The organism is Pseudomonas sp. P39-UII1 (assembly GCF_039672635.1).
Classification (GTDB): Bacteria; Pseudomonadota; Gammaproteobacteria; order Pseudomonadales; family Pseudomonadaceae; genus Aquipseudomonas.
On sequence record NZ_JBDFPP010000005.1, the window covers coordinates 235,946 to 251,898 of the forward strand.

The 15,953-nt window shown below is 60.1% G+C and carries 16 protein-coding genes; 6 read left to right on the forward strand and 10 right to left on the reverse strand.

Annotation, left to right across the window (positions count from 1 at the left end):
• The first annotated feature begins 19 nt into the window (after positions 1-19).
• On the forward strand, positions 20-541 hold the full coding sequence (locus tag ABEH27_RS09705) for an alpha/beta fold hydrolase (protein WP_346613482.1): 522 nt from the start codon (positions 20-22) through the stop codon (positions 539-541).
• Between the two features lie 150 nt (positions 542-691).
• Here the strand turns inward: ABEH27_RS09705 and ABEH27_RS09710 are convergent, their stop codons facing one another.
• Positions 692-1,642, reverse strand: a complete 951-nt coding sequence (locus ABEH27_RS09710) for a GlxA family transcriptional regulator (protein ID WP_346613367.1) — start codon at positions 1,640-1,642, stop codon at positions 692-694.
• Between the two features lie 104 nt (positions 1,643-1,746).
• Between ABEH27_RS09710 and ABEH27_RS09715 the strand changes: the two genes are divergently transcribed.
• Positions 1,747-2,544, forward strand: a complete 798-nt coding sequence (locus tag ABEH27_RS09715; RefSeq protein WP_346613368.1) for an SDR family oxidoreductase — start codon at positions 1,747-1,749, stop codon at positions 2,542-2,544.
• 23 nt (positions 2,545-2,567) lie between these two features.
• The gene (locus tag ABEH27_RS09720) at positions 2,568-3,086 is read left to right on the forward strand and encodes a peroxidase-related enzyme (RefSeq protein WP_346613369.1); all 519 of its coding nucleotides are present in this window, start codon (positions 2,568-2,570) and stop codon (positions 3,084-3,086) included.
• A gap of 323 nt (positions 3,087-3,409) precedes the next feature.
• Here ABEH27_RS09720 and ABEH27_RS09725 read toward each other — a convergent pair whose 3' ends face one another.
• Positions 3,410-3,778 carry a histone-like nucleoid-structuring protein, MvaT/MvaU family gene (locus tag ABEH27_RS09725; RefSeq protein ID WP_346613370.1) on the reverse strand — a complete coding sequence of 123 codons (369 nt, stop codon included), beginning with the start codon at positions 3,776-3,778 and terminating at the stop codon, positions 3,410-3,412.
• 306 nt (positions 3,779-4,084) lie between these two features.
• Here ABEH27_RS09725 and ABEH27_RS09730 point away from each other — a divergent pair, with 306 nt between their 5' ends.
• Both ABEH27_RS09730 and ABEH27_RS09735 read left to right on the forward strand, forming a co-directional pair.
• Complete coding sequence (locus tag ABEH27_RS09730) at positions 4,085-4,510, forward strand: hypothetical protein (protein WP_346613371.1); 426 nt, start codon at positions 4,085-4,087, stop codon at positions 4,508-4,510.
• 371 nt (positions 4,511-4,881) lie between these two features.
• Positions 4,882-7,293, forward strand: a complete 2,412-nt coding sequence (locus ABEH27_RS09735; protein ID WP_346613372.1) for a TonB-dependent siderophore receptor — start codon at positions 4,882-4,884, stop codon at positions 7,291-7,293.
• A gap of 110 nt (positions 7,294-7,403) precedes the next feature.
• Here ABEH27_RS09735 and ABEH27_RS09740 read toward each other — a convergent pair whose 3' ends face one another.
• The 8 genes from ABEH27_RS09740 to ABEH27_RS09775 all read right to left on the reverse strand — a co-directional run bounded on the left by ABEH27_RS09740 (position 7,404) and on the right by ABEH27_RS09775 (position 14,128).
• Complete coding sequence (locus ABEH27_RS09740; protein ID WP_346613373.1) at positions 7,404-8,192, reverse strand: EAL domain-containing protein; 789 nt, start codon at positions 8,190-8,192, stop codon at positions 7,404-7,406.
• Positions 8,193-8,331: 139 nt separating this feature from the next.
• The gene (locus ABEH27_RS09745) at positions 8,332-8,730 is read right to left on the reverse strand and encodes an NUDIX hydrolase (RefSeq protein WP_346613374.1); all 399 of its coding nucleotides are present in this window, start codon (positions 8,728-8,730) and stop codon (positions 8,332-8,334) included.
• A 159-nt stretch (positions 8,731-8,889) separates the two neighbouring features.
• Positions 8,890-9,210 carry a hypothetical protein gene (locus ABEH27_RS09750; RefSeq protein WP_346613375.1) on the reverse strand — a complete coding sequence of 107 codons (321 nt, stop codon included), beginning with the start codon at positions 9,208-9,210 and terminating at the stop codon, positions 8,890-8,892.
• A gap of 279 nt (positions 9,211-9,489) precedes the next feature.
• Positions 9,490-9,903 (reverse strand): alternative ribosome rescue aminoacyl-tRNA hydrolase ArfB, encoded by a 414-nt coding sequence (arfB, locus tag ABEH27_RS09755; protein ID WP_346613376.1) that lies wholly within the window; start codon positions 9,901-9,903, stop codon positions 9,490-9,492.
• A gap of 172 nt (positions 9,904-10,075) precedes the next feature.
• Complete coding sequence (locus ABEH27_RS09760) at positions 10,076-10,561, reverse strand: heme-binding protein (RefSeq protein WP_346613377.1); 486 nt, start codon at positions 10,559-10,561, stop codon at positions 10,076-10,078.
• Between the two features lie 61 nt (positions 10,562-10,622).
• A complete protein-coding gene (locus tag ABEH27_RS09765) occupies positions 10,623-11,954 on the reverse strand; it encodes a cytochrome c (protein ID WP_346613378.1) in 1,332 nt (443 codons plus the stop codon).
• Between the two features lie 10 nt (positions 11,955-11,964).
• Positions 11,965-13,590, reverse strand: a complete 1,626-nt coding sequence (locus ABEH27_RS09770; RefSeq protein WP_346613379.1) for a GMC family oxidoreductase — start codon at positions 13,588-13,590, stop codon at positions 11,965-11,967.
• Entirely contained in the window at positions 13,583-14,128 is a 546-nt protein-coding gene (locus ABEH27_RS09775) for a sugar dehydrogenase complex small subunit (RefSeq protein WP_346613380.1), read from the reverse strand. Before ABEH27_RS09775 ends, ABEH27_RS09770 begins: the two co-directional genes overlap by 8 nt.
• A gap of 583 nt (positions 14,129-14,711) precedes the next feature.
• Between ABEH27_RS09775 and ABEH27_RS09780 the strand changes: the two genes are divergently transcribed.
• A complete protein-coding gene (locus tag ABEH27_RS09780) occupies positions 14,712-15,845 on the forward strand; it encodes an alanine--glyoxylate aminotransferase family protein (protein ID WP_346613381.1) in 1,134 nt (377 codons plus the stop codon).
• The last annotated feature ends 108 nt before the right edge of the window (positions 15,846-15,953 follow it).

Consider the following 15,953-nt stretch of genomic DNA (forward strand, 5'->3'; position numbering starts at 1 on the left):
CGTGCGCTATCGCGGCACCATGGACGACTGGGATCCGCTGTTCTTGGATAAACTGGCTGGCCGCGGTTTTCAGGTGACGATCTTTGACTACAGCGGTCTGGGCCAATCAAGTGGTACACCTAGCTACAATCCGGGAGCACTGGCCAAGGACGCTGTAGAGCTAATCCAGGCGCTGGAGCTCGGTAAAGTTGTGATTGGTGGGTGGTCACTCGGGGGAATCGCCGCTCAGGTGGTACTGGCGCAGGCGCCACAATTGCTAAGCCATGCCGTACTGATTGGTACGACGCCACCCGGTCAGCTGGTCAAGCCTGGTGAAACCTTGTTCTACGAGATGGCTCGTCGAGACAATGACTTCGAGGATTTCGTAAACCTGTTTTTCGAGCCAGCGTCGAAGAACAGTCGTGCAACAGCCGAGAGGGCCTGGGCACGACTCGCTTTACGTGAGGGAAATCGCGGCCCCCAAGTCCCTGTCGAGTGGGCAGCTCAGCAGCTCGGGGACGGGCCCAAGAACCCCGTCTTCCCGGTCGAGGCTATGCCCTGAGCAGTCAGCTTCCGACGCTGACGCTCGTGAGCTTTCCTCGCGCCGGCCACGGGCCTCACATGCAGTACCCTGAGGCGGCTGCCAATCACATCGCTGCTTTCATTTCGGCTTAGTGCGACCTGAGGGGCCACCCCGGTGGCCCCTCCTCCCTCATCCGGTTACCACTCGCCTGGCATCCCTACGTACTACCTGAGGCGGAACGCCAAGCCCACGAATGAACACTTCTCGCATGTGCCGGCGGTCCCTGAAACCCGTTTCTCTGGCCACTACATCCAAGCTGTGCCGACTCTGCTCGATCATCAACCGGGCAGCTTCCAGACGCAGGCTTTCCACGGCCTTCGCCGGTGATTGTCCGGTTTCTGCGGTAAAAACTCGGGTGAACTGCCTGGGGCTCAAATGCGCTACCTCAGCAAGCTCCTCAACGCTGAGTGGCCGGCCAAGATGCTTGCGTGCGTAATCCAAGGCGCTCTGGATGCGGTCAGACTTCGGGGAAAGCGTCAGCAGTTCGGAATGCTGGGACTGCCCACCGGAGCGGCGCTGATGCATGACCAGTTTTCGCGCCACCGACCGAGCCAGCTCAGTGCCGTGATCCTTTTCTACCATCCCCAATGCCATATCCAGAGCGGCAGTCATACCCGCAGATGTCCATATCGGCCCATCCACGATGTAGATCCGGTCTTCTTCGACTTCGATTTTCGGATGCAGCTCACGAAGCTTGTTGGCATAGGCCCAATGTGTCGTTGCCCGCCGATTGTCCAGGACGCCTGCCTGCGCCAACACGAAGCAGCCTGTGCACAGGCCTGCAGTGCGCCGCGCACCGTCGACAAAACCTCGCACACTGGCAAGTACCTCTTCACTCGGCGGCGTCAGCGGCGTCAACGTCCCAGTAACCATCCAGGTATCCGCCAAACCCGGAGCGCCCAAGGGCAGCGTGTCCATGTACATCCCAAGTGAGGAGCGCACAGTCCCACCCTCGATGGAAAAATTCTGGATCTTATAGGCCATTTCACCGGCAACGATGTTGGCAAATTCGAAGACCGCTTGCGTGGCCAAAGACATGACCTGGAAACCTTCGGTTATCAGATAGCCGACCCGGTGCATCGAATGACTCCTTGAGCGATGTCCTAAAAACGTATCTTATGCGTCATTTAAGACGAAAGCGACCTTCTGCATCATGGCTTCACACCAAACAACGGAGCATGACCATGACGCAGCAATCCAAAGGCACCGCGCTCATCACCGGCGCTTCCACCGGGATCGGCTCGATATACGCAGAGCGTTTGGCCCGCCGTGGCTACGACCTCGTACTGGTGGCTCGCAACCGGGAGCGTCTCAACGCCCTGGCCAGCCGTATTACCACCGAGACCCAGCGAAACGTGGAAGTTTTTCCGGCAGACCTTTCCAACGCAGCTGACCTGGTTAACGTAGAACGCAAACTTCGTGAGGACGCCAGCATAAGCCTGCTGGTGAACAATGCGGGTATCGGCACTCACACAAGCCTGATGGAAAGTGACGTCGAACGCATGGCCGAAATGATCAGCCTCAACATCACCGCCTTGACCCGCCTGACCTACGCTGCCGTTCCAGGCTTCATCGCCCGCCAGCAAGGCGCCATCATCAACATCTCGTCCATTGCAGGCCTTGCGCCAGAGCTGCTCAATGGTGTCTACGGTGGCAGCAAGGCCTACGTGACCGCCTTCAGCCAATCCCTGCACAAGGAGCTTGCAGACAAAGGCATCAAGATCCAGGCGGTTCTGCCAGGAGCCACTGCGACCGACTTCTGGCAGATCGGCGGCCTGCCTGTCGAGAACCTCGATCCCGGCATCGTCATGTCCGCTCATGATCTGGTCGACGGTGCTCTGCAGGATTTCGACAACGATGTGCTGCTCTCCATCCCGTCGCTGCATGACTTGCACGCTTTCCATCACTACGAAGCCAGCCGGCAAGCATTGTTCAGCCAGTTGTCCAGTAACCAGCTTGCCCCGCGTTACAACGCCAAGTGATCACCAGTACAGGAAACGGAATCATGACTCGCATAAATGCACTCACCCTCGATCAGGCGCCTGCAGCAGCGCGTAGCGCCCTGCAGGGTGTCGAGAAAAGTCTGGGCTTTATCCCGAACGCGTTCGCCACCCTCGCCCATTCGCCGGCAGCCCTCGGTGGCTACCTTGCGCTGTCGCAAGCTCTGAACAGGAACAGCCTCAGCCCCGCCGAGCGTGAAGTGGCGGCGCTGGCTGCATCAGCGGTGAATGGCTGTGACTACTGCATCGCCGCCCACAGTTTCTTCGGCGAAAAAGCAGGTTTGGATGCTGATGCGCTGCTGGCTGCTCGTGCCGGCACTCTCGATGGCGTTGCTGCGTTCGCCAGAGCGGTGACGCTAAGCCGAGGCCAGGTCAGCGAGGTGCAGCTGGCGGCGGCGCGGGAAGCAGGGCTGGATGACGTGAAAATCGTCGATGTCATCGCCCAAGTCTCCCTGCTGACGCTGACCAACTACCTCAACAATGTGGCCATGACGGACATCGACTTCCCACCTAACGACAACTAATGAGCAGCGCGAGGCGTCCAGGCACCTGTCGCCAGCGCCTCCCACCACTGTCACTACGCGCGAGAACGCCTTACTGCAGAATGTTTTTCATCTCCACGCTTCCAGCCCGTATGGAGCCAGCGCGCTCCGCTTGCTTCCTTGATAACGGCTAAGCGAAGCAGAAGCTTTTACAGAGTTGGGATCCAGGCGGCTCTCTGGGTGCGACTGTGGTTAAACGCGAATGATGTTGCTGCTGCACTCAGAAGCGCGCTTGCACCTTCAAACCGCCCACCCAGGCATGGTCAGCCTGCCGCACCGCGCCCGGGTGGGGAACAAACGGCAGATTATGCCGAGAGCCAGCTCTCAACTTCATCGGAGCCGTACTCGGCTTTCCATTCCTTCAGCAGTTTATGATTACCGCCCTTGGTCTCGATGATCTCGCCGTTGTGCGGATTCTTGTACTGCTTCACCTGGCGAGCGCGACGCGGAGCTTTTTCTGCGACTCCAGGAGCGGCGGCGCGTCGGCTTGCCTGCGGGTCAAGGATGTTGATGATATCTCGGAGGCTGAAGCCGTACTTGGTCAGCAGGTCTCGCAATTTAGTCTCGAACTCGATTTCTTTTTGCAGTTCAGAACTACCTTTCATGGCCTCAAGCTCCGCGAGCTGCGCAGCCAAGGTTTGCTCCAGTTTTCGGAATTCTGCCAAACGAGACATAGGTGACCCTCAGTTGTTTGAAAAGTGGCGCTAGCCTACCGCATAGGTGCTATCAAACCTAATGAATGTGATCGCTCACGCATGACCGAGTTCATTTGCATAGTCGCTGTTGGCATAATGCGGCAATCATCATACAGCCCATGCCTACAGCTCCACCCACCTGCCTGGCGCCACAAGCGTACTCCCCTCCTCCCCGTCCCCATGTATGCTGGATCGGCGTCAAGTACGTGGGCTCATCCCCAGTGTGATTGACGACCGAGAAGTGCTTGGTATGACACATTGCCCGACTACAAGGAAGTGATTCCCATGAATACCCGCAACCCCATAATCAGCCTATTGATCTTCCCTGTCGCGCAAATTGCCGTGATCTATGCCACCCAACTAATGTGCCGCGAAATCTGGTCTGCGAATTACTACGTACCTGGGGAGGATGGCGGAGAAGCAGAGCCGGCAATGGCTCTGATTGCCGTTCCGTTGATCCTGATTGCTATCTCATTGCTGCTGGGTAGCCTCACCCTGCTGAACAAGTGGGATGTTACGCGCTGGTTGTCCGCAGTGTTGCGTGTACCACTTGCGGGCATGGCGCTGCTGCTTTCCTTTACTTCGACTGTGTTTTTCATGGGCGAAGCGCTGGCCGTGTTCAGCCATTGGCAGGTCACCCTCGCATGGATGGCTTGGCTGGCAAGTGCCGGGCTATTTGTGATGCACCAGTGGGATCGTTTGAAGCGCTAATGTTGTTTCAAGCTACAAGTAAAAAACTCGGGGCTGCGCAGAAATCCCAGAATGAAAGTGGGCCAAATCCGTAGCCATTGCGCTTGTATTCCTGCCTGCATTGCAAGAACTCCGACATCCTCGCTACCGCCAAGGCGACAAAAACGTTGGGGATAGGCTGCAGCCGATCCGACTATCTCGCCGCCATGCGCGATGAGGAAGCAACTTCTCAAGCTCCGTCTTTGAGGGTGTGCCAATTCAGCAAAACCGGAAAACATACGTTGACACTGCGACCTCAACGAAAGACTATCACGCCGCCCTTATGCGAAGGATTCCCATTAGCAATACGTTTCCTATTGGGAGGCCTGATTTCAACGAACAGGAGTCAATGGATGTCCGCTTGTTTGCCGTCTACCGCTACCAGCATCCGCCGAGCCGCACTGGCGATCAGCCTCTCGAGCTCTTTACTAGCTGCTAACAGTGCCCATGCGCAGGCTATCAGTTACAGCATCCCGGCTGGGTCTTTGGCCACTGCCGTGAACCAGTTCGCGAATGCCAGCGCAGTGGCTGTCAGCTTCAGCGATGAAGAAACTGCCGGTTTGCGCAGCGAGGGGTTGCGAGGCAGTTACGACCTGGAACAAGGTTTCGCTCAACTTCTGCAAGGTAGCGGCCTCCAGGTACAACAGGCGGGTGACAAACGCTACATGCTGGTTCGCCCAAGCCACGATGGCTCGATGGAGCTTTCCGCCACGACGGTTTCCAGCGTCGGGCTGGGTGCCACTACCGAAGGCACCGGCAGTTACACCACGGGCTCGGCCAATACCGCGACAGGGCTACGGCTCTCGGCCCGTGAGACGCCACAATCGGTCAGTGTGATCACACGCCAGCAGATCGAAGATCAGAACCTGAACAGTGTTGCCCAGGTTCTTGAACAAACCCCTGGCGTTGTCGTCGACAGCATGGGCCCGGCCGGTAGTGATGCCAACCATATCTATGTGCGCGGCTTCGAGGTAGGCAGCATTCAGGTGGATGGCATCAACAGGCCCAACACGTACGGGTTCCGGGACGACCTCGCCGACATGGTGTCCTACGACCGCGTGGAAGTGGTACGTGGCGCTACGGGGCTGATGTCAGGTACTGGCGATCCAGGTGCGACGGTCAATCTGATTCGCAAGAAACCGACGCTGGAAACGCAACGGAAGCTGACCCTCAAGGCGGGCTCTTGGGACGACTACCGTCAGGAACTGGACGTGTCTGGCAAATTGTCCGACAGCGGCAACGTGCGAGGCCGCTTCGTCGCGTCGAACACCAACAGCCAGAGCTATGTCGACCGCCAGTCCTTGGAAAAGCAAGCGTTCTACGGAGTAGTGGAATGGGACATCACTGACGGCACGATGCTGACGGTCGGTGCGGAATACCAGGAGATGGATAACGAAGGCGCTGGTAACCACGGCTTTCCGATGTACAACTCAGACGGTAGCCACTTCAGCCCTTCCCGCTCGTTCAACTCCGCTTCAGACTGGAGTTATCACAAGCGTCGCACCAAGACGGTGTTCACCACCCTGGAGCAGCAGCTGGACAACGGCTGGCAGTTGAAACTCAATGCCGAGCACAACCGGCGAAGCTATGACGACGCCTTCGCAACGGCCGCCAGCGGTACCGTGAACCCAGATGGCAGCGGCATCAGTACCTGGACTGGCCGCTGGGCGGGCGAGCCCCGGCAGACCTCGTTCGACCTGTCAGCCGCAGGCCCGTTTGAACTGTTTGCCCGCGAGCACCAGGCGTATCTTGGGGCCAGTCACTACAGAGCCTATTACCGTAACGCCGGCTACCCGCTGTGGTCTTTCCAGACCATCGACAACATCAACACCTGGGACGGCTCGCTGGCGATCCCGGACGCCATCTACACCAAGTCATCGGAAGATGCCCTGGATGAAACCCAGGATGGCCTAGTCGCCTCGGTGCGCTGGAGCCTGGCCGATGACCTATCGCTGATCACCGGGGCGCGGGTAATCGACTGGCAACGTGATGAAACCTCAACCACCCTCGCCACCGGCGACACCAGCCGCACCTCGCGAAGTGAAACGGGCGTTGTCACGCCGTACCTTGGGCTGGTGTACGACCTCAACGAAAACTGGTCGGCCTACGCCAGCTACACCACCATCTTCAAGCCGCAGAGCAACAAGGATGTCGCAGGCACCTACCTCGATCCTTTGGAGGGCGTGAACTACGAACTGGGCTTGAAGAGCGAGTTCTTCGACAGGCGTCTGACGACTGCTCTCAGCGTATTCGAGGTTCACCAAGACAACCTGGCAGTGGCCGATGGCAGCAACCTGGCACCGGACGGCAATCAGGCCTACCGCGCCGAATCGGGTACCAAGACGCGCGGCTTCGAGATGGAAGTGGCCGGCGAAATCCTGCCCGACTGGCAGGTGTCTGCCAGCTACACCTACGCCGTTAGCAAAGACTCCGATGGCGACCGCTTGAACACTGAGGTGCCGCGAGACACGCTGAAACTGTTCACCACCTACCGTCTGCAGGCCCTGGCGCAGTTGAAAGTCGGTGGCGGTGTGCGCTGGCAGGGTACCGAATACTACAAAGGCGCCGGGCCCAATGACGAGACCTTTACTCAAGCTCCTTACAGCGTGGTCGATCTGATGGCGCAATACGCCTTCACCCCGCAAACTAGCGTATCGCTCAACCTCAATAACGTCTTTGACAAGACCTACTACACCGCCATCGGCTCACGTGGCTGGTATGGCACGCCACGTAGTGCCACCGCCACATTGGTATACGCGTTCTAAATCAGTACCCTTCGAAGTGATGGTTCCCACGGACGGGCACCATCGTCGCTCCGTTTTCGCAATGCTGCCAACCGTCCACCATCGCGACAATGAGCGGGTGCGCTATCCGCTCAAGATGCTGCAAGCCGCTCGATCAAGGGCAACCCATTAACGTGCGGTCGCGCGAACAAATACCCTTGCATCAAGTCGATCCCCAGCGCCGCCAACGCCTGGCACTCTGCGTCAGTTTCGATTCCCTCGGCGATAAGCGTGATGCCCAGCCGCTCGGCCACCAGGACGATACCGGCGACGATGGCTTGGCGAACCGAATCCTGGCTAATTCCCCTGGTGAGTGCCATATCCAGCTTGAGTACGTCCGGCTGAAACTCCGCGAGTAGATTCAGCCCTGAGTAACCCGAGCCGAAGTCGTCTATCGCAGTGGTGAAGCCCTGTCGGTCGTACTCGTTGAAGATCGCTTTCAAATGCTCGGTGTCTTCGATCCGCTCGCCCTCGGTCACTTCGAACATCAGCCGATTGGCGGGGAAGTCGAATATCCGCGTGGCCTCCAAGGTAGCGCGGATGCAGGTGCTGGCACGATAGACGGCGTTGGGCAGAAAGTTGATGCTCAACTTACAGTCTGCCACCCGCCCCAAGCCCAGCCCAGCCGCTTGCTCGATGGCCTTCACTCGGCAGGCCTGATCAAAGCGGTACAGGTTGTCGGCCGATACCTTGGCCAGGATGTCCGCTGCGCTTTCACCGTTCAGGCCACGAACCAGGGCCTCATAGGCAAAGGGTTTGCCTGAGGGGACATGGATTATAGGCTGGAACGCCATTGTAATATCGAACCCCAAGCTTGCGAGGTCGCGACATTGGGAGCAGCCAATCGCTGTAAAAGGCTGGGGAAAAACAGGCTTGCGCATGAGTGATCGTCGAGGTACGTGAGTGCGGCTGTTTAGAATGCTTGAATACGCCTCATAAGCCAATCTCCGCTCATCCAACCTGGCGCTGGCTGGACTTCCAGGCGGCCATGAGGCAACTTCCGTGTACTTCAGCTTGGATCTACGCGGTCAAGGCCGGCAGCTGACTTGATAAAAGTCCGGCAGCGGTTGCACTGAGCATCGCTGGGTTCAGCTTGTCTCTGAGTACCCATTTACAGGCCACGATCTCATTGCGAGCCACAGCCCTTTCTCGGTCATCGAAATGGGTGGTGAATACGTGGTGAACGGTCAACCCAACCTGCACGGTGCACAGAGGGAGCAAACCGTGGCCTTCGATGGACGTCTCCTCCTGCAGTTCCCGTGCAGCGGCTGCCACAGGCGACTCACCTGGCTCGATAGCGCCGCCAGGAAAATTCCACTTCCCGCTTTTTTTCCGCACCAAAAGAATACTGCCGCTTCGAAGGCAGATTATCGTTGCCCTAGCCTTGATTTTGACCTTGCGCGCTTTCTTGTCCCGCATGCACTCACTCAGCTCGTCATTAGGTTCATATCCGTCTCGTTGCAGCGACCTGAGACTTGTTCCCTGAAGACTCTTGTTTATGACGACTCGTTCAACATGATAGACACAGCCACAACCCGTGAAGCCATCAGCTGTAAAGCAGAGCGCTTTTTCGGGGGGTCATCCGCAATTCGTCTGGGCACGATACCAATCAGCGTACGGAGTCTTGATGGCTTTGCGACGGTTGTAGTCAGGGCTGCCATCCGTCCACCACACCGGGCCCCTTTCCCCTAAAGCGACCTTTGCAGCGTCCACCTTGGCTCTGGCGGCTCTGAGCTGCTCGGGATTACCCGAAGATTTCGCGGTTCTTACAGCTCGCCGCGCCTCCATCAGCGCGTGCACAAGGCGCTCATGCTCTTCCTCCGATAGCGCTGGATCGCTGCACCGCCACAACTGGCCTTTGACTACAAAATAGCGGCCATCTGGTGTTCTCGGATACATATCGCTGCTCCCATGATGCGCATAGAGGATTTACGGCTGCTTCGCAGCCGATCGCCGGCAAGCCAGCTCCTACATGAACCCTGGCGCGTTGAACGGGCCACCACGGGGGCCCTGGATCCGGGCATGGATCGCGGTCCCTGTAGGAGCTGGCTTGCCGGCGATCGGCTGCGAAGCAGTCGTAAAATCGGTATCTGCGAAGTGCCAGACAGAATACGCATACAGGGTCTACGAATGCTCCGCAGCTGATCGCAGGCAAGCCAGCGCCTACAACTGCCAAGCCTAGAAGTCCACCTTGCCCCGCCCCGCCTTGACCGTGCTGCGCCGGGCTTTGCCTTCGAGGCGGCGGGTCTTCGAGCCGAGGGTCGGCTTGGTGGGGCGGCGTTTCTTTTCGGTCTTGCCAGCAGCGATGATCAACTCGGCAAGGCGCGCCAGTGCGTCAGCCCGGTTCTGCTCCTGGGTGCGGTACTGCTGGCCCTTGATGATCAACACGCCGTCGGCGGTGATGCGGCTGTCACGCAGCGCCAGCAGACGCTCTTTGTAAAACTCGGGCAGCGATGAGGCCGGGATGTCGAAGCGTAGGTGCACGGCGCTGGACACCTTGTTGACATTCTGCCCACCCGCGCCTTGCGCGCGGATGTATGTCAGTTCGATTTCGGCATCCGGCAGATGTACGTTATTGGAGATGGTCAGCATGACATGGCCCTCGTGATAGTCGCCATTATCACAGCCTTCGCCGCTCTCCCATAGACATTCCACTGAAAGGCTACTTCAAAGCAGTAGGCTCCAGCTCCACTGGTTTCCAAGGCTCGGGGAACTGGAGCGCGTACTACCGCCATCGATTACGGCAAGTGCAGCAACTCAACAGTTAGCGAGCGCCGTCCAACGCGTGCGCACCTGCCACCGAAATCGGGTCATCGTGTGCACCCACCGCGGTGCTCACGCCCACTGCACCGATCACCTTGCCGTCGACCAGAATCGGCTGACCGCCCGCCAGGGTGGTGACGTCCAGCGCCAGCAGCGCCGGGTGGCCGTCGTTCACACGGTTTTCGAAATTGACGCTGGGCGCGCCGAACAGCGCCGAGGCCTTGGCCTTGCGCATGGCAAGGTCTGCGCTGATGGCGGTAGCGCCATCCATGCGGCGGACCACGATGGGGTAACCGGCATTGTCGACCACGGCGATCGTACCGGCCCAGCCCTGTTGCCTGGCGTACAGGTCGGCGGCCTGGGCGATGCGCTCGGCAGCGGCCAGGTCCAGTTGTTTGATCGAAGGCAAGGCCACCTTTTCGGCAGCCTGGACGCCACCGGCGACGCCCAGGGCAAGCACGGCGGACAGCAGGAATCGTGCAGACATGAGGTTCTCCTGAGGATGTTGCGAAAGCGCCCGGCAAGCCGGGTGCGTGGGTAAAGGGCTTTCAGCGCAGCTTGGCCACTTCTGCAGCGGTGACCTGCACCTTGGAATTGCCGAACTGCTTGAACAAGAATGTGCTCAAGGTGGCCACCTGGGCATCGCTGAGGTTGGCGAAGCTCGGCATGAACACCTCCTGGCCATCGACCTTGCGGCGCACCCCGCGCAGCAGCACCGACACCACGTTGGTCGAATCGGTTGCGCCGAGCACACTGTTGCCGAACAGCCGCGGGTACTCGCCCACTCCCTTGCCCGTGACTGCATGGCAGGTGGCGCAGTTGGCGTTGAACATCACTTCAGCACCTAGCGCATCGCTGTTCGGGTCGTACTGCGGATGGCTGGCGCGCAGCGCAGTGGTGCCGGTGTAGGCCTGGCCCTGGCCGGTGCGGGCGGGCGGGCTACCCGGGTGGCCGTTGGCGGGCAGGTCACGCAGGTAGGCGACCATGGCGCGCAAGTCGGCATCGGGCAGGTGATTCAGGCTGTTCTCCACCGCCTCGGCCATGGGGCCGGCGGCGTTGGCCTTGCCGTGCACGGCACCGGTCTTGAGGTAAGTGAACAGCTCGTTAACGCTCCAGGTGCCGACACCGCCAGGCCCGCTGGTGATGTCATAGGCCTTCCAGATCCCCAGGTCGCCGCCCGCCAGGTGTGCACTGCCAAGCCCCTGGATGAAGTTACGCGGGGTGTGGCATTCGCCGCAGTGTTCCAGGCTCTGCACCAGGTAGGCGCCGCGGTTCCATTCTTCGCTCTTGCCGGCTACCGGCAACTGGCGCCCGGACTTGAAGTTCATGAGGTTCCAGAACGCCATGGCCCAGCGCTGGTTGAACGGGAAGCTCATGGTGTTTTCCGGCGGTTTGCTGTCGATCGGCTTGATCGTGCGCAGGTAGGCCACCAGCGCCAGAGCATCGTCATCGGACATGCCCGTGTACGAGGTGTACGGCATGGCCGGGTAAAGGCGCCGGCCATGCTGGGAAATACCGTTGCGCACCGAGCCGACGATCTCGGCGTCGGTGAACGTGCCGATGCCGTTGACCGGGTCCTGGGTGATGTTGGTCGAGTAGAGCCTGCCGAACGGTGTGTCGAAGGTCATGCCGCCGGCGTACGGCTTGCTCGCATCGGAGGTGTGGCAGGCCACGCAGTCCGAAGCCAGGGCCACGGCGCGGCCGCGCTCGACCAGTGCCGCACCGCCGTGCCCCGGCTTGGCCACCGGCATGTCGATCTGCGCTTGCTGCCAGATCACGCTGCCGGCGCCGATACCTGCGGCGACCGCCACGGCAAGGCCGGCCCAGGCCAGCGCCCGCCGGCGTGCGCGCGCTTTGATCGCTCCTGTTTTCATCAGCATGCGTAGGTCCTCACACCGAAGCCTTGATGATGCTGTCGGCGGCCAGCAGCGACAGCGCCACCCCGGTCAGCGTCGAGTTGACCAGTGCGGCGGTGGGCATCACGCCGGTCCCGCCGAAGTACAGGTTCTCGTGGTCGTGGGCCTGGGCCAGCTTGTTGCACACCGAGGTGTGCGGGTCGCTACCCATGCTCAAGGTGCCGGTGATGTGCTGGCTGTTGGTGTACTGGCCGCGCTCGGAGAACTTCACCTCGGTGCCGCCAGAGGCCTTCACGCAGTCGGCAAAATGCTCGCGGCAAACGTCGTAGCCACGGTGCACGTACTCGGGGAAGCGGTAGTGGACCTCCATCTTGGGGATGCCCCAGGCGTCCTTCTGGTCGCTGAGAACGATGCGGTTTTCCGGGTCCGGCAGCATCTCGAACATCGATTTGAGCAGCACGAAGCGTTCTGCGTCGCGCTTGATCTTGTCGTTCAGTTCGTTGCCGTAGTAACCCTGGGCCACGTACTTCTCGGTCAGGTAACGGGTCGGGTTGTCGTTGTGCACGTCGATGCGCAAGGCCGAACGCTCGCTGCGAAACGCGCCGTCACGGGTGTTGTTGATGCTGCCCGGGCACATCGGCCCACGCCCCACGTACAGGGGTTCGTCGGCCAGGTACTCCACGGCACTGGCCGGGTGATCCATCAGGCGGCGGCCAACCTGGTCGGTGGCGTTGGCCACGCCGTTGGGGTTGCGCTCGTCCTTGGACATCAACAGGATCTTCACGCTTTCCATGGCGTTGGCGGTGAGCAGGAAGTGCTTGCCGGTGACCCGATGAACCTCCTTGTTCTGGTCGATGAAGTGGGCGGCAACGATTCGGTTGCCCTCCCCGGTCTCGAGTTTGAACACCACCGCGTTGCTGATCAGGTTCAGCCCCAGGCCCTGGGCGCGGCGCACCGACATGCTGCCGTTGTACTGAGCACCAATCGGGCAAATGGGCATGCAGTTGTTGTTGCCGCAGCATGCGGGGCGATCGTCGTAGGCAGCGCTGTTGCGCGCCTGCGGGCCAGGCAGCAGCTCCAGGCCTACCGATTGGTAGCGCTGGCGCAGGCGCTCGAAGGCGTAGGGCAGCGGCAGCACGTCCATGGGGTATGGCATCGAGCGCGGCGAGCCGTAGTCACCGGCCAGCGCACCGCCGCCAGACACGCCCATCTCGACCTCTGCTTCGCAGTAGTAGGGTTCGAGCTCGTCGTAGCTGATTGGCCAGTCCACCGATTGGCCATACAGGGACTGCATGCGGAAGTCGTTGGGGATCAGCCGCCACGCTTGGCCGGCCCAGTGCCAGGTGGTGCCACCGACGCCGCGGATGTACTGCGCGGTATAGGGTGCCGGGCCCTTCTGGATCAGGTAGCCGTTGTCGTGGGGGACGAAGTTCGGGTGTGGCGCCCATGGCATCATCGGGTACGGCGCCATGTGGTTGTTCTTGTACGCGCCATTGCGGTAGTTGGACACCAGCATGCCCTGGTCCAGCGGTGCGCCGGCCTCGAGCATCAGCACCGACAGGCCCTTGCGCAGCAGCTTTACGGCAGCGGCGCCGCCAGCGGCACCGGCGCCAATGATGACCACGTCGGCCGACATGGGGGTGGAATTCGAATCAGGCATGGCGTTCGGCATCTTTTTGCAGGGCGTAGGCAGGAGGATTGACCCAGAAGTTAGGGCTTCCGGTGCAGTAACTCGGGGGCTCGACGAAATCGGACACGGCCTGGTACGCCGCCACGCTCTCGAACGCCACGCACTCGCGTGCCCCTTCGGCATCCTCGACGGTGCCCAGGTACAGCGCGGTATTCATGCGCAGGAACAGGTTCTTCAGGGCCGGGTCTTTGCTGGCCAGTCGTTGCAGGCGCTCGGCCGGGGTATTGGGCGCCGACAGTTCCGGTAGCGTTGCCAGCAACTGCTCGACCAGCGTGTCCAGGCCTGGGAGGGTCGACTGCAGTTTGTGGTGAACCAGGTTGATCAGCTCGCGATCGACACCGATCTGGCCGCAGAGCTGGTCTGCGAGAGCGATGAATGGGGCCGGGGCAACAGGGACTTCGAGTGCGCCACCGGCCGCCAGGGCCTTGGGCAGAAGTGTGGGTGCGCCCAGCGTCAGCAGCATCATGCCAGCGCCGCTGGAGACAAAGAATTCTCGTCTACTAAGCATGGGAAGTACCAATGAATGGAGAGCTGCCCAAGAGGGATGGCACAGTGCCCCCCTGCAAGGCGGCGCCACCCTAGCACATGTTACTAAATGTGTAGTTAATTTTTAACGGCGTTGAAACGCCCTTTCTAGAGCGGTTTAGTGCATTTATCTGCGACTTAAGGTGAGTGGTTTTTCGTGGATAAATCAGCTAGCCCCGGGGCTTCTGTGGCTTGAGGCTCAATGTTTACGGCACTCAGGAAAAAACTTGGGATCCAAAACTGACCGCCAATGCCGCGTCCGATAAACGCACACTTTCGTGACGGTGACCGGCCACAGCGGCATGTTCTACAGCCGTCCGGGGCGCCGATTGGCCCGCTATGATGATATTGCGTTGTCTGTAGGAGCTGGCTTGCCTGCGATCGGCTGCGAAGCAGTCGTAAATCCTGAATCCGCATCCTGTCTGGCACTACGCAGATACCGATTTTACGACTGCTTCGCAGCCGATCGCAGGCAAGCCAGCTCCTACACTGACGGCGATACACAAGTGTTTGTACAACCCTGGCGCAGGGTCGATACCACTGACATCCATGTAAAGGAGTTATCCATGTCAACGATTTACCCCAGCATCGATCCTGAGGGGCTGATCGAGTACTCGGTGGTCTACACCGATCGCTCGCTCAATCACATGTCCCAGGCATTTCAAGGCGTGATGAAGAACATTTCCAGCACCCTGAAACAGGTCTACAACGCCCAGGCTGTTGCGGTGGTGCCAGGCAGCGGCACATTCGGCATGGAGGCAGTGGCCCGGCAGTTTGCCACGGGCCAGCAATGCCTGGTGATACGCAACGGCTGGTTCAGTTACCGCTGGAGCCAGATCCTTGAGATGGGCAACATTCCGGCGGCCACCACGGTGCTTAAAGCCCGGCCGATCGACTCGGGTCGCCAGGCAGCGTATGCCCCACCCCCTCTTGACCAAGTTGTGGCAGCCATCAAGGCGCACAAGCCGCAGATCGTGTTCGCCCCCCACGTTGAAACCTCGTCAGGGATTATCCTGCCCGACGACTACTTGCGGGCCGTCGGCGACGCCGTGCATGCGGTAGGTGGCTTGTTCGTGCTGGACTGCATCGCCTCCGGCACAGTCTGGGTCGATATGCACAAATGCGCCGTGGACCTGCTGATCAGCGCACCGCAGAAAGGCTGGAGCGCCTCCCCTTGCTGCGCCCTGGTGATGTTCAGCGCGCTGGCCCTCGAGCGTATCGAGCAGACACACAGCAGCAGCTTTGCCTGCGACCTGAAAAAGTGGCTCCAGATCATGCAAGCCTACGAACAGGGCGGCCATGCCTACCATGCAACCATGCCCAGCGACTCGCTCGCGCGCTTCAATGATGTGATGAAGGAGATGCAAGCCTACGGTTTCGACAAGGTCCGCAGCGAGCAACAGGCGCTGGGCGACCGGGTGCGCGCCATGCTGGCCGGCAAAGGCATCAGAAGCGTTGCGGCTGCCGGTTTTCAGGCGCCTGGCGTAGTGGTGAGCTACACCGATGATGCAGGCATCAAGACCGGCAAGAAATTTGCCGACCACGGCCTGCAGATCGCTGCCGGGGTACCCTTGCAATGCGACGAGCCTGCCGATTTCCAGACCTTTCGCATCGGCTTGTTCGGGCTCGAAAAACTGCACAATATCGAGCGCACGGTCAGCACCCTCGAGCAGGCGTTGGACGAAGTCTTGGGGAAATAAGGCATCAGTTTAGCCGCAGCAGCGACGCAGCTTGGAAGTGGGCTGCGGGCTGCTAGGCCACGAGCCCTATGTCGCTTTGACCCACTGGCCAGCAGAACAGGAACAACG